This is a genomic window from Pandoraea sp. B-6 (assembly GCF_000282835.1).
Lineage (GTDB): Bacteria > Pseudomonadota > Gammaproteobacteria > Burkholderiales > Burkholderiaceae > Pandoraea > Pandoraea cepalis.
In genome coordinates this window covers 22,687-44,104 of the sequence record NZ_KB290527.1, presented here as the reverse complement: position 1 = coordinate 44,104, position 21,418 = coordinate 22,687, and the positions used below count along the sequence as shown (strand labels likewise).

Annotated in this window: 17 protein-coding genes; 13 read left to right on the top strand and 4 right to left on the bottom strand. The window is 63.3% G+C overall.

Annotated elements, in window-relative coordinates; genetic code table 11:
* Window positions 1-165 precede the first annotated feature (165 nt).
* The 3 genes from A985_RS0113040 to A985_RS0113030 all read right to left on the bottom strand — a co-directional run bounded on the left by A985_RS0113040 (window position 166) and on the right by A985_RS0113030 (window position 3,599).
* Window positions 166-1,068, bottom strand: coding sequence for a LysR substrate-binding domain-containing protein (locus A985_RS0113040; RefSeq protein ID WP_017233845.1), 903 nt, complete (start codon window positions 1,066-1,068; stop codon window positions 166-168).
* Between the two features lie 38 nt (window positions 1,069-1,106).
* The gene (fumC, locus tag A985_RS0113035; protein WP_232424613.1) at window positions 1,107-2,495 is read right to left on the bottom strand and encodes a class II fumarate hydratase; all 1,389 of its coding nucleotides are present in this window, start codon (window positions 2,493-2,495) and stop codon (window positions 1,107-1,109) included.
* A 228-nt stretch (window positions 2,496-2,723) separates the two neighbouring features.
* Window positions 2,724-3,599: a LysR family transcriptional regulator gene (locus A985_RS0113030; RefSeq protein WP_017233843.1), complete on the bottom strand. Its 876-nt coding sequence runs from the start codon at window positions 3,597-3,599 to the stop codon at window positions 2,724-2,726.
* Window positions 3,600-3,814: 215 nt separating this feature from the next.
* Here A985_RS0113030 and A985_RS0113025 point away from each other — a divergent pair, with 215 nt between their 5' ends.
* The gene (locus tag A985_RS0113025; RefSeq protein ID WP_017233842.1) at window positions 3,815-5,323 is read left to right on the top strand and encodes a CoA-acylating methylmalonate-semialdehyde dehydrogenase; all 1,509 of its coding nucleotides are present in this window, start codon (window positions 3,815-3,817) and stop codon (window positions 5,321-5,323) included.
* A 167-nt stretch (window positions 5,324-5,490) separates the two neighbouring features.
* Window positions 5,491-7,125, top strand: a complete 1,635-nt coding sequence (locus tag A985_RS0113020) for a GMC family oxidoreductase (protein WP_017233841.1) — start codon at window positions 5,491-5,493, stop codon at window positions 7,123-7,125.
* On the opposite strand, the gene A985_RS0113015 is transcribed toward A985_RS0113020, so the two are convergent.
* The gene (locus tag A985_RS0113015; protein WP_017233840.1) at window positions 7,067-8,242 is read right to left on the bottom strand and encodes an MFS transporter; all 1,176 of its coding nucleotides are present in this window, start codon (window positions 8,240-8,242) and stop codon (window positions 7,067-7,069) included. The two genes, A985_RS0113020 and A985_RS0113015, sit on opposite strands and share 59 nt — an antisense overlap.
* A 521-nt stretch (window positions 8,243-8,763) precedes the next feature.
* On the opposite strand from A985_RS0113015, the gene A985_RS0113010 reads away from it, so the two are divergent.
* From A985_RS0113010 to A985_RS0112960, 11 genes are all read left to right on the top strand, one after another.
* A complete protein-coding gene (locus A985_RS0113010) occupies window positions 8,764-9,543 on the top strand; it encodes an ABC transporter ATP-binding protein (RefSeq protein WP_017233839.1) in 780 nt (259 codons plus the stop codon).
* Window positions 9,544-9,551: 8 nt separating this feature from the next.
* Window positions 9,552-10,313, top strand: a complete 762-nt coding sequence (locus tag A985_RS0113005; protein WP_017233838.1) for an ABC transporter ATP-binding protein — start codon at window positions 9,552-9,554, stop codon at window positions 10,311-10,313.
* A gap of 76 nt (window positions 10,314-10,389) precedes the next feature.
* Window positions 10,390-11,589 (top strand): ABC transporter substrate-binding protein, encoded by a 1,200-nt coding sequence (locus tag A985_RS0113000; protein WP_026131933.1) that lies wholly within the window; start codon window positions 10,390-10,392, stop codon window positions 11,587-11,589.
* Between the two features lie 76 nt (window positions 11,590-11,665).
* Window positions 11,666-12,550 carry a branched-chain amino acid ABC transporter permease gene (locus A985_RS0112995; RefSeq protein WP_017233836.1) on the top strand — a complete coding sequence of 295 codons (885 nt, stop codon included), beginning with the start codon at window positions 11,666-11,668 and terminating at the stop codon, window positions 12,548-12,550.
* Between the two features lie 11 nt (window positions 12,551-12,561).
* The gene (locus tag A985_RS0112990) at window positions 12,562-13,569 is read left to right on the top strand and encodes a branched-chain amino acid ABC transporter permease (RefSeq protein ID WP_017233835.1); all 1,008 of its coding nucleotides are present in this window, start codon (window positions 12,562-12,564) and stop codon (window positions 13,567-13,569) included.
* 428 nt (window positions 13,570-13,997) lie between these two features.
* Window positions 13,998-14,780: a TSUP family transporter gene (locus tag A985_RS0112985; RefSeq protein WP_017233834.1), complete on the top strand. Its 783-nt coding sequence runs from the start codon at window positions 13,998-14,000 to the stop codon at window positions 14,778-14,780.
* Between the two features lie 243 nt (window positions 14,781-15,023).
* Entirely contained in the window at window positions 15,024-16,169 is a 1,146-nt protein-coding gene (locus A985_RS0112980; protein WP_017233833.1) for an ABC transporter substrate-binding protein, read from the top strand.
* Between the two features lie 257 nt (window positions 16,170-16,426).
* Complete coding sequence (gene hpaR, locus A985_RS0112975) at window positions 16,427-16,927, top strand: homoprotocatechuate degradation operon regulator HpaR (protein WP_017233832.1); 501 nt, start codon at window positions 16,427-16,429, stop codon at window positions 16,925-16,927.
* Between the two features lie 292 nt (window positions 16,928-17,219).
* Window positions 17,220-18,275 carry a branched-chain amino acid ABC transporter permease gene (locus tag A985_RS0112970; RefSeq protein WP_017233831.1) on the top strand — a complete coding sequence of 352 codons (1,056 nt, stop codon included), beginning with the start codon at window positions 17,220-17,222 and terminating at the stop codon, window positions 18,273-18,275.
* Window positions 18,276-18,293: 18 nt separating this feature from the next.
* Complete coding sequence (locus A985_RS25405; protein WP_017233830.1) at window positions 18,294-20,090, top strand: ATP-binding cassette domain-containing protein; 1,797 nt, start codon at window positions 18,294-18,296, stop codon at window positions 20,088-20,090.
* Window positions 20,090-20,836: an ABC transporter ATP-binding protein gene (locus A985_RS0112960; protein WP_017233829.1), complete on the top strand. Its 747-nt coding sequence runs from the start codon at window positions 20,090-20,092 to the stop codon at window positions 20,834-20,836. Before A985_RS25405 ends, A985_RS0112960 begins: the two co-directional genes overlap by 1 nt.
* Window positions 20,837-21,418: the final 582 nt, after the last annotated feature.

The following is a 21,418-nucleotide window of genomic DNA, read 5'->3' as shown; positions in this document are numbered from 1 at the left end:
AATACGCCTGCTTTTATGTCGGATCACGTCTGCGCTCCCATCGGGATCGGCACACGTGCGCGGATAAGACACAAAGTAGTGCAGACAAAATGACAGGCCAAACGAAAATTCTGCATGTTGCCATGCGTGTGGCGCATGGCAACGGTCCGAAAGATGGCGTAACCCCTATGATGGGGAACAATATTCCGTGTAGATCCAGTTGCGGAAAATTCGCGCTGCGGCATGCTCGTGGCGCTCGGCAGGCCATACGAGATAGTAGCCGCCGCCCAGGCTGGCGGTCGCATGGCACGCCTGCACGAGCAGGCCTGCGTCGAGGCACGGATCGATCATATGACGCCATCCCATGACCAAACCGCCACCCTCGATCGCCATCTGCACGAGTAGCGGGTAGTAGTTCGCGCTCACCATGCGCGGAAACTTCGGTGCGTTCACCCCCTGCAGCTCGAACCAGTCGGTCCATGACATCCACTTGCGCTGGCCGTCTTCGATGAAGAGCAGCGTCTCGCCGACGAGATCGGCCGGCGTGAGCTGGCGCCCGCGCAAATAAGTGGGCGAGCAGACGGGAAACACTTCCTCGTCGAAGAGCCGCCGACCGGCGAAGTCCGGGGGCAGGTCGTTACGCACGTAATAGACGCCCAGATCGAACTCCGACGCGGACAGCGACGTCATGCCGTCTTTCACGATCACGCGAATCTTGATGTCGGGGTGCGCGGCGCGAAATCGCATGAGTTGGGGCGTCATCCACAACACCGCCACGCCCGACGAGCAGGCCACGGTGAGTTCCAGATCGCCGCGCCGCTTCATCAGGTCGGCGGTGGCTTCGGCGCACTCGCCGAGCAGGCGCTGGATCTGTTCGGCGTAGCGTTGCCCGGCCACCGTCAGGCGCAGCGTGCGATGCTCGCGCGTGAACAGCGCGCGCCCGAGGAATTCCTCGAGCTGCGCGATTTGCCGGCTCACGGCGCTTTGCGTGAGATTGAGTTCGACGGCGGCCCGCGTGAAGCTCGCGTGCCGCACGGCTGCATCGAAAGCAATCAGGCAATGCAGCGGCGGCAACGGCGAGATGGGCATGCGTGGTGACGAAGTGACGGGTGAGGGCTCGCGCGAAATCAGCGCTTGCCGACCATTTGCTCGGGGCGAACCCAGGCGTCGAACTGCTCGGCCGTGACGTGGCCCAGCGCGAGGGCGGCCGCCTTGAGCGTGGTGCCTTCCTTGTGCGCCTTCTTGGCGATCTGCGCGGCCTTGTCGTAACCGATGTGCGGGTTGAGTGCGGTTACGAGCATGAGCGACTCTTCGAGCAGCGTGCCGATGCGCGCCCGGTTCGGTTCGATACCGATGGCGCAGTTGTCGTCGAAGCTCACCGCACCGTCGGCCAGCACGCGCACGCTTTGCAGGAAGTTGTGGATGAGCATCGGCTTGAACACATTCAGCTCGAAGTTGCCCATCGAGCCGCCGATGTTGATCGCCACGTCGTTGCCGAGCACCTGGGCGCACAGCATCGTCATCGCTTCGCATTGGGTCGGATTGACCTTGCCCGGCATGATCGAGCTGCCCGGTTCGTTTTCCGGAATCATCAGCTCGCCAATGCCGCAGCGCGGGCCGCTGGCCAGCCAGCGCACGTCGTTGGCGATCTTCATCAGGCTGGCGGCGAGCGTCTTGAGCGTGCCGTGCGCGTTGACGATGGCGTCGTTGGCGGCCAGCGCTTCGAACTTGTTCGGTGCGGTGACGAACGGCAGGCCGGTGTCGCGCGCGAGCGTGGCGGCTACTTGCCTGGCGAATTCCGGATGCGCGTTCAGGCCCGTGCCCACGGCCGTGCCGCCGAGCGCGAGTTCCGCCACGTGGGGCAGGGCGTCGTCGACGTGCTTCAGGCCGTGGTCGATCTGCGCGACCCACCCCGAGATTTCCTGGCCGAGCGTGAGCGGCGTGGCGTCCTGGAGGTGGGTGCGGCCGATCTTGACGATATCGTCATAAGCGCGGGCCTTGGCGGCGAGCGTGTCGCGCAGTTGGCCGACCCCGGGCTTCAGGTGATTGACGAGGGCGTCGAGGGCGGCCACGCTCATGGCCGTCGGGAATACGTCGTTCGACGACTGGCCTTTGTTCACGTCGTCGTTGGGGTGCACGAGACGCGTTTCGCCGCGCACGCCGTCGAGCAGTTCGCTGGCGCGGTTCGCAAGCACTTCGTTCATGTTCATGTTCGACTGCGTGCCCGAGCCGGTTTGCCACACGGCCAGCGGGAATTCGTCGTCATGCTGACCGGCGATGACTTCGTCGGCGGCCTGGATGATGGCGTCGGCTTTCTTCGCGTCGAGCACGCCCAGGCCCTTGTTGACCTCGGCAGCGGCGCGCTTCACGCGAGCGAGCGCGCGCACGAGCTCGCGCGGCATCTTCTCGGTGGAAATCTTGAAGTTCTGCAGCGAGCGCTGCGTTTGCGCACCCCAGAGACGATCGGCGGGTACCGCAATTTCGCCGAAGGTATCGCGTTCCATTCTCACAGACATGATCGACTCCTCGAAGACAGAGTTAAATTCTAGAGCTTTCACCGGGATCCGGCATGGCAGCGTCTTCCGGGATGCACCACGACGTGGGCGTGAATCGCGGGACAGGGGGGCTTTTCGACGGTTTGGAACCCGATGGCCCGAGCCACGAATTATGCGCCCCAACCGGGGGTAGAGGGCGCGGGGCGTCGGGCGTTGGGCGAGGGCGTGCCGTAGCCGTTGCTCGCGCGCTCAGGCCCAGACCGCCGTCACCAATTGCAAGGCGGCGGCGATGGCGGGTTCGTCGCGTCGCGAGGCCAGCGTGACGAACGTGAGTTCCGTCGGCACGCTCACGCCGTCAGCGATCACCAGACCATGGGCGTGCGCCTCGCGCAACGCGATCGAGTCGCGCACGAGCGACAGCCCGACGCCCGACTTCACCAGATCGAGCATCGACGGCTCCTGATCCACTTCCGCCACCTTCGTGGGCGACACGCCCAGAGCGCCGAAGCGTTCAGAGAGCAGGCGGTTGTGGGCCGATTCGGGGGGCGTCCAGATCCACGGCAACGCGGCGAGTTCGCGCCATCCGCGCCGGGCCACGCGCTCGCGCCAGCCGGCGGGTGCCAGCACCTGATACGAGAACGGCGTGAGCGTGATGGCGTGAAAGCGCTCGGGGTCAGGCAGGCCGAGATAGAAGCCGACGTCGAGTTCGCCGCGCCCCAGTTGTTGCAACACCGATCCGGACATCCCCTGACGCAGCGCCGTCTCGATCTGCGGATATGACTCGACCAGCCGTTTGAGAAAGGCGCCCAGCCGGGTGAATTCGGGGTCGAGAATCGTGCCAATGCGCAGCCGTCCGCGCACCGTGTCGCGCATCGCACCGGCCGCCTGCTGCAGATCGGCCAGCGCGGCGAGCATGCGCTCGGCCAGCGGCAACAGGGCCTGTGCGTCGCGCGTGAGCGCCAACCCCTGCGCCGTGCGTGTGAAGAGCGTGAGCCGCAGCGCCTCCTGGAGCGCCTTCGCCTGCAGGCTGACCGCCGGTTGCGTCAGATGCAGGCGTTGCGCGGCGCGCGTGAGGTTGCCCTCGTGGGCGATGGCGACAAACGCGCGAAGATGGGCGAGTTCCATGGAGGACATTCACGGGCGGCGCCCGAGGCGTGGATTATCGAGAAAGGGAGAGCAACATAAGTGAATCTTATATTGCTTTTGATAATTTCTCATTGGATTGTGTCGGTGCGCAGCAGTACGCTTGGGGCTTGATGTGGCGTGAGCCGTGGGGCGAGCGTCTGGCGAAACAGGCGGGGACCGTGTCACGGACCGGGCCGGATTGGGGAAAGACGAACATGAGCAATGCTGATATTCCGACGGTGCAACACTTCATCGGCGGTCGCCGCGTAGCGGGCGATGGCGAGCGTTTTGGCGACGTTTTCGATCCGGCGCAAGGCACCGTGAGTGCGCGCGTGGCGCTGGCGGGTGTCAACGACGTGAACGCCGCGGTAGCGGCGGCCAAGGCTGCGCTGCCATCGTGGGCGGACACGGCGCCGCTCAAGCGCGCCCGGGTGCTCTTCAAGTTCAAGGCGTTGCTCGACGAGCATCAGGACGAACTGGCACGCATTATCACGCGCGAGCACGGCAAGGTGTTCTCCGACGCGCGCGGCGAAGTCACGCGCGGTATCGAAGTCGTGGAATACGCCTGCGGTGCGCCGAGCCTGCTCATGGGCAAGCACAGCGACAATATCGGCGGCGGTATCGACAACTGGCATCTGCGTCAGCCCGTTGGCGTATGTGCGGGCATTACGCCGTTCAACTTCCCCGTGATGGTGCCGATGTGGATGTTCCCGATGGCGCTGGCGTGTGGCAATACGTTCGTGCTCAAGCCGTCCGAGCGCGACCCGTCGGCCAGCTTGCTGATCGCCGAGTTGCTGCGCGAAGCGGGGTTGCCCGATGGCGTTTTCAACGTGGTGCAAGGGGACAAGGTCGCGGTCGACGCGCTGTTGGCGCATCCTGACGTCGACGCCCTGTCGTTCGTCGGTTCGACGCCGATTGCCGAGTACATCTATACCGAAGGCACGCGTCACGGCAAGCGAGTGCAGGCGCTCGGCGGCGCGAAGAATCACCTGGTGGTGATGCCCGACGCGAATCTCGATCAGGCGGTCGACGCGCTGATCGGTGCGGCCTACGGGTCGGCGGGCGAGCGCTGCATGGCGATTTCGGTCGCGGTGGCCGTGGGCCAGGTGGCGGATCGTCTGGTCGATGCGTTGGTGCCTCGTGTGAAGGCGTTGCGCGTGGGGCCGGGGGCGGACGAAGCCTCGGAAATGGGGCCGGTCGTCACGGGGGCTCACAAGGCGAAGATCGAGGGCTATATTGCCGATGGGGTGAGCGCGGGGGCCAAGCTGCTGGTCGACGGCCGCGGATTGCAGGTGCCGGGCCACGCGCAGGGGTTTTTCCTCGGCGGGACGCTGTTCGATCACGTCACGCCCGAAATGACGATCTATCGGGAAGAGATCTTCGGGCCGGTGCTGGCGGTGGTGCGTGTGCCGGATCTTGCGGCGGCCATCGACCTGGTCAATGGGCACGAATATGGCAATGGCGTTTCGTGCTTCACCAGCGACGGTGGCGTGGCGCGTGCGTTCTCGCGTCAGGTGAAGGTCGGCATGGTGGGCATCAATGTGCCGATTCCGGTGCCGATGGCGTGGCAGTCGTTCGGCGGCTGGAAGCGTTCGCTGTTTGGCGATCATCATGCGTATGGCGAGGAGGGCATTCGTTTCTACACGCGCTTCAAGAGTGTGATGCAGCGCTGGCCGGACAGCATCGCCAAGGGGGCGGAATTCACGATGCCGGTGGCGAAATAATCGAGTGCCGTGCGTATCGGCGCGCACCGGGGTGTCGCGCCGGATGTCGGACCTGACGACAAAAATGAACCCGGTGCGGGTGGCGACAGTCCATCCCACTCGGGTGCCGCACCAGTGTTGGCACCGCACCATGGCGAGTGCTGCGCCATCGACGGAGACAGGCGGGAATGAACAAGCAGGCAGCGAAGCCGGATCGCTTCGATTACATCATTGTGGGGGCCGGCTCGGCCGGTTGCGTGCTGGCCAATCGCCTCACGCAGGACCCCGACGTCACCGTGCTGTTGCTCGAAGCGGGCGGCAAGGATGACTATCACTGGATTCACATCCCCGTCGGCTATCTCTACTGCATCGGCAATCCGCGCACCGACTGGCTGTATCGCACGCAGGCCGAGGCAGGGCTGAACGGGCGTTCGCTCGCGTATCCGCGTGGGCGGGTGCTGGGCGGCAGCTCGTCGATCAACGGCATGATCTACATGCGCGGACAGCGTGAGGATTACGACGTGTGGGCCGACGCCACCGGTGACGATGGCTGGCGGTGGGACAACGTGCTGCCGCTCTTCAAGCGCAGCGAGGATCACTACAAGGGCGGTACGGCGTTTCACGGCAGCGGGGGCGAGTGGCGTGTCGAGAAGCAGCGCCTGTCGTGGCGCGTGCTCGATTCGTTTGCGGACGCCGCCGAGCAGGTGGGTATCCCCAAGACGGACGACTTCAATCAGGGCGACAACTTCGGCATTGGCTATTTCGAAGTGAATCAGCGGCGCGGTGTGCGCTGGAGTGCGGCCAAGGGGTTCTTGCGTCCGGCGTCGCAGCGGCCGAACCTGACGATCATCACGGGCGCGAGTGTGAGTCGCTTGCTGTTCGACGGCACACGCTGTACAGGCGTGGCGTATCGCGGCGGCAATGAAGACTTCACGGCGCTGGCGGGTGCCGAAGTGATTCTTGCGGCAGGGGCGGTGAATTCGCCGCATCTGCTGGAGGTTTCGGGCATTGGCGATGGCGAGCGTCTGCGCGGTTTCGGGATCGATGTCGTCTCGGACCTGCCGGGCGTGGGCGAGAACCTGCAAGACCATCTGCAATTGCGCACCGTGTACAAGTTGCGCGGGGTGCCGACCCTCAATCTCACCGCCAACAGTTGGTTCGGCAAGCTGAAGATCGGCATGCAATATGCGTTTGCGCAGCGCGGACCGATGAGCATGGCGCCGTCGCAATTGGGGGCGTTCGCTCGCAGTCGCGAGGATATGGCGCGCCCCGATCTCGAATACCACGTACAGCCGTTGTCGCTGGAACGCTTTGGCGAACCGTTGCACAAGTTCAATGCGTTCACGGCGTCGGTGTGCAATCTGCGGCCGACGTCGCGCGGCCATGTCCATCTGAGCTCACCTGATGCGCGCGTTGCACCGAGCATCGCGCCGAATTATCTGTCGACGGAAGCGGATTTGCGCGTGGCGGCGGATGCCATCAAATTGACGCGCCGCATCGTGGGCGCACCGGCGTTCGCGCGCTATGAACCGCGCGAATATTTGCCGGGGCCATCGGTCCAGACCGACGCGGAGTTGAAGCGCGCGGCGGGCGACATCGGCACGACGATCTTTCATCCGGTGGGGACCTGCCGCATGGGCCGAGCGAACGATCCGGAGGCGGTCGTCGATGCGCAGTTGCGCGTGCGCGGCGTGCAGAACCTGCGCGTGGTCGATGCGTCGGTCATGCCGGTCATCACGTCGGGCAACACGAACTCGCCGACGATCATGATTGCCGAGCGCGCGAGCGACATGATTCGCGCGGCGCGCAAAGCAGGGCGGTGAGCGAGCACGTGATCAGCAGGCTGGCGAGTATCGCGAGTCGCGGCGGATCGACGGCCGTGATGACGAGCGTCAGGGTGCCCGCCATCGTGAAGCGGATGGCCCCTATCATGGCCGCAGCCGTGCCGGCGTGCGTCTCGAAGCGGGCCATCGCAAGCGTTGTGCTGGCGGGACGCACTGCGGACGCGCCGAACGTGACGATCAGCATGGGGATGAGTACGGTGACGACATGTATTCCAATCAGGACTCCCAGCAATGCCATCAGTCCACCCGCCATCGCCAGCAGCATGAATCCCGTGCGGATTTGATCGCGCGCGTCACGCACGCGGGCCATGCGTCCTGCCGCGAAGCCAGCCGCCACGTAGGTCAATCCGTAGATGGCGAGCATCTTCCCATAGGCGCTCGCTGAATACCCGAGGTCGTCGATGAAGATCGCAGGGGAGAGCATGATGAACGAGAAGTGGCAGACGAAGGCCATCGCGGCCTGGCTGGCGTAGATCATGAACTGGCGATGCCGCAGCATTTGTGCGTACAGCCGAACGTATTGCGCGAGGCCGGAATTCGTTTGCGGCATAGATGCCGGGAATCGAACCGCTGTGACAAAGCCCGTCAGGGCGCCCAGTCCTGCGAAGGACCAGAAAATGGCACGCCAGCCGGCGGCCTGCGTCAATGCCACGCCCACAAGTGGGGCGAGCGCGAGGCAGACACCCGCGAACGTGAGGGTGAAAATGCGCGCGCGCCATCCGGTCTGGCCGGGGAAGGCGTCTTGCAGAATAGCCTGGCAAAGCGCGAAGCCCGCGCAGCCTGCGCCCTGAACGATGCGAAAGGCGAAATGGATCTCGTACGTCGTGGCGCATGCGCTTCCGACGGCACCCATGCTCGCAAGCGTCAGGCTGCCGAGCAGCACGCGCTTTCGACCGAAGCGATCGGACATCGGGCCGACGATCAATTGCAGTCCTGAGAGTGTCAGCACCACATGGCCGACGATGGCGGCGATGGCGCGGACGTCGATCCGAAAGTCGAGCGCCATGGCTCCGAACGCGGGCAATGTGGCATCGAGCAGCAGCGCGCTGATCGCCGTGAGTGAACTGGTGAGCCAAAGGACTTCCGCGCTGCGCATATCGAATCGCTTCCGGGGAGAGCGTTCGATGCTGTCACGAAGCGACGCGGCGTAGTTTGGTGAAAATCCGATGATGACGGCGCCAGGCGCACTTTCCGGATTTCCGGATATTTACCTTAAAACTTACGTAGTAATACCTAATGTCGGTTGCGCGACCCATGGCGGGGCATCGTCAAACGGGGCCGGACGCTTTTTTGCGGGCGCGGTAAAAGCCTTATGCCATAAGGGGTTTGGGACGTGTTCGCGCCGTGATCGAAGGGTCTCGAAAGCGTGTGCGCACGCGCGTTTCGGTAGACGCGAAGCCTAGTGCAAATCCCAATGATCGCGTTGCAGCAAACCACACACAATATCGGTTCCCAGTGTGCGACCGGACCAAGAATTCGGCGACACACCCCGGGACGCGGGGCACCTCGCCGACGACGCCACCCACAGCGATGTCCGCCTGCCTCGCGGTTGTCACAGACGATGGTGCCGAGGCGGTCATTTGCCTCGCACCGCCAACCAGGAATGTGGCAGGAGACATGGCGAACAACGATTACATTCTCGAGACCCGCGGACTCACAAAAGAGTTTCGTGGCTTCACCGCCGTGAACGGGGTCGACCTGCGCGTCGCGCGCGGTACCATTCACGCACTCATCGGGCCTAACGGCGCCGGCAAGACGACCTGCTTCAACCTGCTCACCAAGTTTCTCGTGCCCAGCGCCGGCACCATCACGTTCAACGGTGAGGACATCACACGCGAAGCGCCCGCGCAGATCGCGCGACGCGGCATCATCCGGTCGTTCCAGATCTCCGCCGTCTTCCCGCACCTCACCGTGCTCGAGAACGTGCGCATCGGCCTGCAACGCAACCTCGGCACCGCGTTCCACTTCTGGCGCAGCAGCCGTTCGCTGCATCAGCTCGATGCCCGTGCCATGGAATTGCTCGCGGAAGTCAGCCTGACCGAATTCGCCGATACGCTGACCGTGGAGCTGCCCTACGGGCGCAAGCGCGCTCTCGAGATCGCCACGACGCTTGCCATGGAACCCGAACTAATGCTGCTCGACGAGCCGACGCAAGGCATGGGCCACGAAGACGTGGATCGTGTCACCGCGCTCATCAAAAAAGTGTCGGCCGGTCGCACGATCCTGATGGTCGAGCACAACATGAACGTGATCGCCGGCATTTCCGACACCATCACCGTGCTTCAGCGCGGCGAGGTGCTCGCCGAAGGGCCGTATCACGAAGTCTCGAAGAATCCGCAGGTGATGGAAGCCTATATGGGCACCGCGGACGGCGAATTGCAGGGAGCGCACGGGTGAGGACGTCTATGTACGGTAACGGCGGCGGTAATGGTGGCGCGAATGTGCCCGCACTCGAAGTCGAAGGACTGCAGGCCTGGTACGGCGAATCGCACATCCTGCACGGGGTGGATCTGGCGGTCGGCCGCGGCGAGGTCGTGACGCTGCTCGGACGCAACGGCGCCGGGCGCACCACCACGCTGCGCGCCATCATGGGCCTGACTGGCCAGCGTCAGGGCTCGATCCGGATCGGCGGCGAGGAGACCATTCACCTGCCGACCTACAAGGTTGCGCACCATGGCGTGGGCTACTGCCCCGAGGAGCGGGGCATTTTCGCGAGCCTGTCGTGCGAGGAAAACCTGTTGCTGCCCCCTTATATCGGTGTGCGAGGCGATCGTCGCGACGACGGCGGGCGCGGAATGTCGCTCGACGAAATCTATGACATGTTCCCCAACCTGAAGGAGCGTCGCCACAGTCCCGGCACGCGCCTGTCGGGCGGCGAGCAGCAGATGCTGGCGGTGGCGCGCATTCTTCGCACCGGTGCGAATCTGCTGTTGCTCGATGAGATCTCCGAAGGGCTCGCGCCCGTGATCGTGCAGACGTTGGCACGCATGATCACCACGCTCAAGGCGCGGGGCTACACCATCGTGATGGTGGAACAGAATTTCCGTTTTGCGGCTCCGCTGGCCGATCGCTTCTATGTGATGGAGCACGGCAAGATCGTGGAGCGCTTCGGCGCTCCGGAGCTGGAGGCGAAGATGCCGGTGTTGCACGAGTTGTTAGGGGTATGAGGTGACTTGCCCGGCGCGCAGGCGTTCCGGGCGATGAAACCAGGCAATCCAATCCACGAAGGAGACAAAGATGACGATGCGGATGAAGGCGTTGGCGGTTGCGGCTGCGTTCGGTTTTGCGGCGATGGCCTCACAGGCCCATGCCGACGGCAATGCGGTGAAGATCGGTTTCATTACCGATATGTCGGGCCTGTATACCGACATCGACGGGCCGGGCGGGGCGGAAGCCATCAAGATGGCCATCGCCGACTTCGGCGGCAAGGTCCTCGGCAAGCCGATCGAGCTGGTCACCGCCGATCACCAGAACAAGGCGGACGTCGCGGCGTCCAAGGCGCGCGAATGGTTCGACCGTGATGGCGTGGACATGCTGATCGGCGGCACGAACTCGGCGACTGGCCTCGCGATGAACAAGGTCTCGGCCGAGAAGAAGCGCGTCTACATCAACGTGGGCGCCGGCTCGGATGCCCTGACCAACGACCAGTGCCAGCCGTACGGCGTGCACTATGCCTACGACACCGTCGCACTGGCGCGTGGCACCGGCTCGGCCGTCGTGAAGGCTGGCGGCAAGTCGTGGTTCTTCCTGACGGCCGACTATGCGTTCGGCCACGCGCTGGAGAAGGCCACGGCCGATGTGGTCAAGGCCAACGGCGGCACGGTGAAGGGCGAGGTGCGACATCCGCTCTCGGCCTCGGACTTCTCGTCGTATCTGCTCCAGGCGCAGGCGTCGGGCGCCCAGGTGCTGGGTCTGGCCAATGCCGGCGGCGACACGGTCAACGCCATCAAGGCCGCGAAGGAGTTCGGCATCAAGGGCAAGATGCAGATCGCCGGTCTGCTCGTGTTCATCAACGACATTCACTCGCTGGGGCTGGATAACACCGGCGGCATGTACTTGACCGATAGCTGGTACTGGGACAAGAACGACAAGACGCGTGCCTTCTCCAAGCGTTACTTCGACAAGATGAAGAAGATGCCGTCGAGCCTGCAGGCCGGCGACTATTCGGCCACGATGACCTATCTGAAGGCGGTTCAGGCCGCGGGCTCGACCGACGCCGACAAGGTGATGGACGAACTGCACAAGATCAAGATCGACGACATGTTCAGCAAGGGTTACATCCGCAAGGACGGCTCGATGATCCACGACATGTACCTGATGCAGGTCAAGACCAAGCAGGAATCGAAAGCGCCGTGGGATTACTACAAGATTGTCGCCACGATTCCGGGTGACAAGGCATTCACTACGCCGCAAGAGTCGACCTGTCCGGTCTGGAAGAAGTAAGCGCCGTTAGCACGATGCTCCGAAAGCGGCGGGACGCGTGTCCCGTCGCGACCTTTCTCGCAGAGAATCGATTTCGATGGAATTACTAGGCATCCCCCTGCCGGCGCTGTTGAGCCAACTGCTGCTGGGACTGGTGAACGGCTCGTTCTACGCCATGCTGAGCCTCGGCCTGGCGGTGATTTTCGGCCTGCTCAACGTGATCAACTTCGCGCACGGCGCGTTGTTCATGCTGGGGGCCATGCTCGCCTGGATGGGCGGCAACTATCTCGGCCTCAATTACTGGGTCATGTTGATTCTCGCCCCCGTTGTGGTGGGCATCATCGGTATCGTCATCGAGCGCACCATGCTGCGCTGGATCTACAAGCTCGATCACCTGTACGGCCTGCTGCTGACGTTCGGCATCACGCTCGTGCTCGAGGGCGTCTTCCGTTCGATCTACGGCGTGTCGGGGCAGCCCTTCGACGCCCCCGACATGCTCTCCGGCGCGACCAATCTCGGCTTCATGTTCATGCCGAACTATCGCGCGTGGGTGGTGGTGGCTTCGCTCGTGGTGTGCTTCGCAACGTGGTTCGTGATCGAGAAGACCAAGATCGGTGCGTATCTGCGCGCGGGGACCGAAAACCCGAAGCTGGTGGAAGCGTTTGGTGTGAACGTGCCGCTCATGATTACGCTGACGTATGGCTTCGGGGTGGCGCTCGCCGCGTTTGCGGGCGTGCTCGCCGCGCCCGTTATCCAGATCTCGCCGCTCATGGGGCAGTCGATGATCATCACCGTGTTCGCGGTGGTCGTGATCGGTGGTATGGGCTCCATCATGGGTTCCATCCTGACCGGTCTGATGCTCGGGATCATCGAAGGCTTTACCAAGGTGTTCTACCCGCAAGGGTCTGCGACCGTGGTGTTCGTCATCATGGTGATCGTGTTGCTGCTGCGCCCGGCAGGGTTGTTCGGCAAACAAAAGTAAGGGGCGGAACCATGCAACAAGAGACGCAACAACGGGTGCTTTATTCCCTCTTGCTACTGGCGCTGATCGTCGCGCCGTTCGCCGGTGCGTATCCGGTATTCATCATGAAGGTGCTGTGCTTCACGCTGTTCGCTTGTGCGTTCAACCTGCTGCTCGGCTTTACGGGTCTGCTGTCGTTCGGCCATGCCGCGTTCTTTGGCAGCGCAGGCTACGTCACCGGTTATGTGGTGCGCAATCTGGGGTTCACGCCGGAAGTCGGCATCATTGCGGGCGTGGCGGCCGGGGCGTTGCTTGGCCTCGTCATGGGGGTGCTGGCGATCCGGCGGCAGGGCATCTACTTCGCGATGATTACGCTGGCGTTGGCGCAAATGCTGTACTTCCTCTGCCTGCAAGCGCCGTTCACCGGTGGCGAGGACGGCCTGCAAGGCGTGCCGCGCGGTAGCCTCTTTGGCCTGCTGCCGCTCGATTCCGACCTCACGCTGTATTACGTGGTGCTGGCCATTTGCGCGTTGGGCTTCCTGCTCATCATGCGTGTCGTGCATTCGCCCTTCGGTCAGGTGCTCAAGGCGATCAAGGAGAACGAGCCGCGCGCCATCTCGCTCGGTTACGACGTCGATCGCTTCAAGCTGCTCGCGTTCGTGCTGTCGGCCACGCTTGCCGCGCTGGCCGGTTCGACCAAGACGCTGGTGCTGGGCTTCGCGACGCTGACGGACGTGCATTGGACGATGTCGGGCATGGTGATCCTGATGACGCTGGTGGGTGGGCTGGGTACGATGTTTGGGCCGGTGGTGGGCGCGGTGGTGATCGTCGTGCTGGAGAACAAGCTCGGCGACATCGGCGACTGGCTCGCGACGGCCACGGGCGTGACCTGGTTCCAGACGCTCGGCGAGTCGGTGACGATCGTCATCGGGGCGATCTTCATCATCTGCGTGCTGGCCTTCCGCCGCGGTCTGGTGGGCGAGCTGGTGGCGCGGAGCCGGTTGTTCCGCCCTACGCGCACCACGGCGCAACCTTCTTGACGGAGGCGCGGGCGCACCGGCTTGGGGCGCCCGCTCTTCACCCTGGCGCACGCGTGTCGGAAAAAACCTAATCCGTAGGGGTAAATGCTGACTTGTGGTGCATCGGGTGCTCCTTTATTCTCTCCTTCAGTTCGCGTCACGGCAGGATATAGGGGCGAGGATCGAGGAGACAATAAGCGCGATAACGCGCACCGCCAAAAAGGAAGCGCTGTTGGAGAAAACTCCAACAGCGCTTTTTATATTGGGCTTCGCCGCAGTGCGGGGCCGTCATCCGCAGAAGCCCGATTCTCGTCCCCCGACAGTCCTGGTCGCATGCCCCGCCCCCCTCACGTTCCTCCATCAGCACTTTTGCGCGCCCATGTCCGGCGTGTCCTCGCGGCGATCGGAGCACGTCCCGAAAAACACCTGTTTGCCGATAGGGGGGACGGATGTTGACGAGTGGGGCGCTGACCGATTGGCTGATGCTCGCGGTCGGGGCGTTTGTGGCCGGTCTGGTCGATGCGGTGGTCGGAGGTGGCGGGCTGATCTCCGTACCGACGCTTTTCGCCGTTTTCCCGAACGCGGCGCCGCCGTTGCTGTTCGGTACCAACAAGCTGGCCGGTATCTGGGGCACGGCATCGGCTGCGCTGCGCTACGCGCGCGGCATTCAACTGCGCTGGGCCATTGTGCTGCCGGCCACCGTCGCCGCCTTCGTGTTTTCGTTTTGGGGTGCGTACGCCGTCTCCCATGTGCCGGCCGACGTGCTTCGCAAGCTGCTGCCGTTCGTGCTGACCGGCGTGGCAATCTACACCCTGCGCAAGAAGGATTTCGGGACGGTTCACGCCCCTGTGACAGGTGGGGCGGGGGTGACCCTCATGGCGATCGCCGTGGGCGGCGCCATCGGCTTCTACGACGGTTTCTTCGGCCCCGGCACGGGCAGCTTCCTCGTCTTCCTGTTTGTCCGCCTGTTTGGTCAGGATTTCGTCAACGCCTCGGCGTCGGCGAAGATCGTGAACGTGGCGACCAACCTGGCCGCGCTGTGGCTGTTTGGCATGGGCGGGCACGTTGCGTGGCAGGTTGGCCTCGGCATGGCGGTCATGAACGTGCTGGGCAGTCAGGTGGGCAGCCGGCTCGCGCTCAAGCGCGGCGTGGGTTTCGTGCGACGCATGTTCCTGTGTGTGCTCGCCGTGCTGATCGTGAAGACCGGCTATGACGCATTGCTTCGCGGCTGACGGGAGACCGGACAGCATCGCGCGTGCGCAAGTGCGGCATCGGTGGTGAAGGCGGCGCCCGGCGCCGTTCGGACGTAAGCCTTTGCGGTTGAAGCCACAGGTGGGGAAACCGCACTTTACGAGAAGGCGCCGGTGCCCGTAAGATGAGCGACAATTTGCCGACTGCGCGGTCGGTTAATATCGGGCCGGCGGGTTCAACAATGGTCAGAACAACGAATTCAAAATTTTTGCGAGGAGACCCAAATGAAACTGAAGTTGCTGTGCGTGGCGTCGGCGATGATGCTGGCTACGGGCGTTGCGAGCGCCCAGGTGAAGATTGGCGTGTCGCTGTCGGCGACCGGTCCGGCGGCTTCGCTGGGCATTCCCGAGAAGAACACCATTTCGCTGCTGCCCAAGACGATCGGCGGCCAGTCGGTGCAGTACATCCTGCTCGACGACGCGACCGACACCACGACGGCCGTCAAGAACATGCGCAAGCTGATCAGCGAAGACCACGTTGACGCCGTGCTCGGCTCGACGGTCACGCCGAACTCCCTGGCGATGGTCGACGTGGCGGCAGAGACGCAGACCCCGATGATCTCGATGGCCGCGGGCGCTGCCATTGTCGAACCGGTGGACGCCAAGCGCGCCTGGTCGTTCAAGACCCCGCAGAACGACATTCTGATGGCCACCGCCATTGCCAAGCACATGGCCGACAACGGCGTGAAGACGGTCGCGTTCATCGGCTTCTCCGACGCCTACGGCGAAGGCTGGCACAAGGAGTTCCAGAAGGCTGCCGATCTGAACAAGATCAAGGTCGTGGCCAATGAGCGCTTCAATCGTGCCGACACGTCGGTCACGGGCCAGGTCCTCAAGATCATGGCGGCCAATCCGGATGCCGTGCTGATCGCTGGTTCAGGTACGCCGGCAGCGCTGCCGCAGCGCACGCTCAAGGAGCGCGGCTACAAGGGCAAGCTGTATCAGACCCACGGTGTCGCCAACAACGACTTCCTGCGCGTTTGCGGCAAGGATTGCGACGGCACGTACCTGCCGGCGGGCCCGCTGCTCGTCGTCGACCAACTGCCTGCCGACAATCCGGTGAAGAAGTCGGCCGCTGCCTACAAGGTCGTGTATGAAAAGGCATACGGCGCGGGCTCCATCTCGACCTTCGGCGGTCACGCCTGGGACGCCGGTCTGTTGCTGCAGCGGGCCATTCCCGTTGCGCTGAAGAAGGCCAAGCCGGGCACGGCCGAGTTCCGCGCGGCATTGCGCGAGGCCCTGGAGAACGTCAAGGACATGCCGGGCACCGCGGGCATCTTCAACATGAGCGCGAAGGACCACAACGGCCTGGACCAGCGCTCGCGCGTGATGGTGGAAATCGTCAACGGCAAGTGGAAATTGGCGAACTGATGGGCGCCGGGGCTGCCTATAGCTCACAGGCATGCCCCGCTGTCACCTCCGATGGATCTGCGGTATCGGCGCCCGGTTGGACCGACCGGGCCAGAAGAACGGGCGTTCGCGCCCGTTTTTTTTGAGCGTGGTAGTTTCGCGCTTCGCAAAGAGACGGCAGGACATGCGTTTGCGAGCGGCACCTGAGAGGCCGCATTGTCCCAACCTGATCGCCGCCGCCGGGGGGCTGGCCGGCCGATCCTTTCGAGCGTAAATCCATGACGGGTGAATTCGAACACCGCAACCTATCGTTGGTGTTGTTACAGACGCGGGAAGCGGCAATGGGGCTGTTCCGACCCTTGCTCAATCGTTACGACATCACGGAACAACAATGGCGTGTGATAAGGGCCGTCAACGATAGCCAATCCGGGGAAATGGAAATCGGGCAGGTCGCACGGGAGTGCTGCATCCTCAGCCCGAGCCTGTCCGGCATGCTGGAGCGCATGGAGGCGTCGGGCCTCATCATTCGCCGTCGGATGGCAGTCGATCAGCGTCGCGTGATGGTGTCGCTTACGCCATCGAGCCGCGCACTATGCAAAAAGCTCGGTCCGCTGGTCGAGGCGCGCTATCGCTATCTGGAAGACAAGGTCGGGCGAGACACGCTCGCCGAGATCTACCGGCTGCTCGACGTCGTGCGCGAGGCCCTGCCGCCGGAGGTGCTGGCCGCTGCGCCATCGCTGCCGGACAAGCCGCGTCGCCGCCGGAAGGTGGCGGAATGACCGTTTTCGGGACGCCTGGCATTGCGAGGATGGCCGGTGCATGCCCGGCGCGGGTGGCGAGGACGACATGGCAGGCAGCGACGTCACTCGAAAGACGTCGATGACTCAGTAGTCGCCCGAGTTTTACCAATGCATAATGATTTATACAATACATAATTCTGTGCGCTGTCACACGGGGACCGTGGGGGCGTAGGGATATGAAGGGGAACGGGGTGGCAGCGCGCTGCGCCGTGCATCACACCGGCTGTCTCGCCAGTCGGCTCAAGAAGTACTCAAACGAAGTGAGAGGAGCATGGATCTTTCGATTGCAGCCATCCTGGCGCAGGACGGCATCACCACGGGTGCGATTTATGCCTTGCTGGCATTGGCACTGGTGCTGGTGTTCTCCGTCACTCGCGTCATCTTCATTCCGCAGGGCGAGTTCGTGTCGTATGGCGCGCTTACGCTGGCGGCACTGCAAACCCAGAAGTTTCCGCTGACGAGCTGGATGCTTGTGGCGATGGGCGTATGTACGTTCGTCGTGGAGACGGCGGGCGTCTTGCGTCACAGCGAGCGTCGCAAGCTGGCGGGGCGCTTGGTGCCGACGCTTGCGGGCAAGTACCTGGTGTTTCCGATTGCCGCGTTCTTCGTCGTCAGGGCGTTGGCACCGATGAATCTGCCGATGCTCGTCCAAATCGCGCTCACGATGTTGCTCGTCGTGCCGATGGGGCCGATGCTCTATCGTCTCGCGTACCAGCCGCTGGCGGAGGCGAGCACGCTGTTGCTGCTGATCGTCTCCGTGGGCGTGCACTTCGCGCTGACGGGGCTGGGGCTCGTGATGTTCGGGGCGGAAGGCTCGCGCACGCAGGCGTTCTCCGACGCCAACTTCAACATCGGCTCCGTCATGGTGTCTGGCCAGAGCCTGTGGGTGTTGGGTGTCTCGGTCGTGATGATCCTGGCGTTGTACTTCTACTTCGACCGTTCGCTCTCGGGCAAGGCGTTGCGTGCGACGGCCGTGAACCGGCTGGGCGCGCGGCTCGTGGGCATCGGCACGGTGCAGGCGGGGCGTCTGGCGTTCACGCTGGCGGCCGTGCTGGGCGTGCTGTGCGGCATCCTGATCGCACCGATCACGACGATCTATTACGAGTCGGGCTTCCTGATCGGCCTCAAGGGCTTCGTGGGCGCGATCATCGGCGGTCTGGTGAGTTATCCGGTTGCGGCGCTGGGCGCCATTCTGGTCGGCCTGTTGGAGTCGTACTCGTCGTTCTGGGCGAGTGCGTACAAAGAGGTCATCGTCTTCACGCTGATCCTTCCCGTGCTGCTGTGGCTGTCGCTCACAAGCAAGCATGTGGAAGAAGACGAGGAATAAGCCGGGGCGGACCACAGAATGAAAAACAAATACTTCCTGATTTTCCTGGTGGTGCTGGCCGTGTTGCCGGTGCTGCCTGCACCCGTGCGTTTGCCTGAGTACTGGGTAACGCTGCTCAACTACATCGGTCTATACAGCATTGTGGCCATTGGTCTCGTGCTGTTGACGGGCGTGGCGGGCATGACGTCGTTCGGACAGGCGGCATTCGTCGGTCTGGGCGCCTATGCGACCGCCTACCTGACGACTGCCTATGGCGCGTCGCCGTGGCTCGGCCTGATCGTCGGGGTGATCATCACCGCGGCGGCAGCGCTCGTCATTGGCGCGATCACCATGCGCCTGTCGGGCCACTTCCTGCCGCTGGGCACGATTGCATGGGGCCTGGCGCTGTACTACCTGTTCGGCAACCTGGAGTTCCTGGGCAAGTACGACGGTCTGAACGATATCCCGACGATCAGCCTCTTCGGCAAGGAATTGGCGAGCGGGCGTCAGATGTACTACCTGATCTGGATCGTTGTGGTGCTGGCGGTGGTATCGGTCAAGAACCTGCTTGATTCGCGTCCTGGCCGCGCGATTCGTGCGCTCAAGGGCGGTGGCGTGATGGCCGAGGCGATGGGCGTGAACACTGCGTGGATGAAAGTGGTCGTGTTCGTGTACGCCGCCGTGCTCGCCGCCATCTCGGGCTGGTTGTACGCGCATTTGCAACGCGCCGTGAACCCGACGCCGTTCAACCTGAACCACGGCATCGAATACCTGTTCATGGCCGTGGTGGGGGGCGTCTCGCATGTGTGGGGCGCGGTGCTCGGCGCCGCGATCCTGACCGTGCTCAAGGACTACCTCCAGAACATCCTGCCGATGCTGTTGGGTGCGAACGGCAACTTCGAGACCATCGTCTTTGGCGTGTTGCTGGTGCTGCTGCTGCAATATGCGCGCGACGGCGTGTGGCCCTTCTTCGGCAAGATCTTCCCGGCGCGTCGTGTCGCGAAGGCGCCGGAGCAAGCGGATCCGCTGGGGCATCGTGCCAAGCCGGCGGTTGGCGAAGTGGTGCTGACGCTGGACAAGGCGCGCAAGGAGTTCGGCGGCCTCGTAGCGGTCAACGACGTCTCCTTCCAGGTCAAAGCAGGCGAGATCGTGGGGCTGATCGGGCCGAACGGCGCGGGCAAGTCGACCACGTTCAACCTCGTGACCGGCGTGCTGCAGGCCACCCGCGGCGAGATCTCCTTCCTCGGCGAGCGAATCGACCGGCTGCCGTCGCGCGAGATCGTCAAGCGCGGTATTGGCCGTACATTCCAGCACGTGCGCTTGATGCCGCAGATGAGCGTGCTCGAGAACGTTGCGATTGGCGCCTATCTGCGAGACAAGAACGGGCTGCGTCGACGTCCCCAGGGCGGCGTGTGGTCCAGCGTGCTGCGTCTTGATCGTCAGGAAGAAGCCATGTTGCTGTACGAAGCCAAGCGGCAGATCGAGCGTGTGGGTCTCGGCGCGCACATGTATGACGAGGCGGGCAGTCTCGCGTTGGGCCAGCAGCGTATTCTGGAAATTGCACGCGCATTGGCGTGCGATCCCACGTTGCTGTTGCTCGACGAGCCGGCAGCCGGCCTGCGCTACAAAGAGAAGCAGGCGCTGGCCGATTTGCTCAAGAAGCTCAAGGACGAAGGGATGAGCGTGCTGCTGGTCGAGCACGACATGGACTTCGTGATGAACCTGACCGATCACCTCGTCGTGATGGAGTTCGGTACCAAGATCGCCGAAGGCCTGCCCGAAGACGTGCAGAAGAACCCGGCAGTGCTCGAAGCGTACCTGGGAGGAGTGGAGTGATGGCAGACGCGATTCTGGAGGTCAAGGACCTCGCCGTGGCGTACGGCAAAGTCGAAGCGGTGCACGGTGCGCATCTGCGGGTGGGGGCGGGCCAGATCGTCACCGTGATCGGTCCGAACGGAGCGGGCAAGTCGTCCATGCTCAACGCCATCATGGGGGCATTGCCGCACAACGGCTCCAGCCGTGGGAGCGTCGCGTATCTCGGTCACGAGATGTCGGCGCTGGGCATCGAAGCCCGCGTGGCCCGCGGCATGTGCCTGGTTCCGGAAAAGCGGGAGTTGTTCTCGACGATGACCGTCGAGGACAACCTGTTGCTGGGGGCGTACCGTCGCAAGCGGGCGGGGGAGAAGAACTTCCTGGACCAGATGGAAGTCGTCTACGCCCTGTTTCCGCGTCTCAAAGAGCGCCAGAAGCAGCAAGCGGGGACCTTGTCAGGCGGTGAGCGCCAAATGCTCGCGGTGGGCCGTGCATTGATGGCCAAGCCGCAATTGCTGATGCTTGACGAGCCCAGCCTCGGGCTGGCGCCACTGATCGTCAAGGAAATCTTCCACATCATCAGCGACTTGCGTAACACCGGTGTGGCCACGCTGCTGATCGAACAGAACGCTCGCGCGGCGTTGCAGGTGGCCGATTACGGCTACGTCATCGAGACGGGCGAACTCGCGTTGGAAGGCCCGGCGCAAGAACTGGCCAACAATCCTAAAGTCATCGAAACGTATCTGGGGCTGGCGAAGAAGGCTGCCTGAAGGGCGTCGCTTGTCGCGTTGGTACCCCCGGAGAGCCCGCCACTTTGGCGGGCTTTTTCATTTTCGGAGGTTGACCGGCACCCGTCGGTGACTGTTATCTGCCCCTATTTTTTTGAAGAAATGAGGGGCGCCATACACTGCACCGGTGGACTCAGTTATTCACAGTTGCTTGTGGATATTTGCAGCGCTGCAAAATCCATGGCGCACTGCCGCAATAAGGGGTTTGGCGATATTTTCGAGAATCTCAAGGAAATGACATTTGAGGTTATCCACAGAAAAGCAAACTCCCGAAAGCGATTTGCGGGGTAAGAGGGCACCTGTGGATATGCGGGTTTCAAAGTGCAATGCCAGGAGGCGCTTTCGATTTTGTAGCGTCGCTTTTGCTTCCGAGGTTTTCACGTAGAGCGTGAGGGAAAATAAGAAAGCAGAAACGCCGCGTCCCCGCAATCAGGTGACGTGCTCTCATCCGTCCGGGCAGTGGTCATTGATTGTTGGCACACTGATTGTGCTCCACCTCAAAGTTACTCCGTCAGGGCTCCGCCAATCTCACTACTATTGCGTTCGATCTCTCAACCGCGTCCT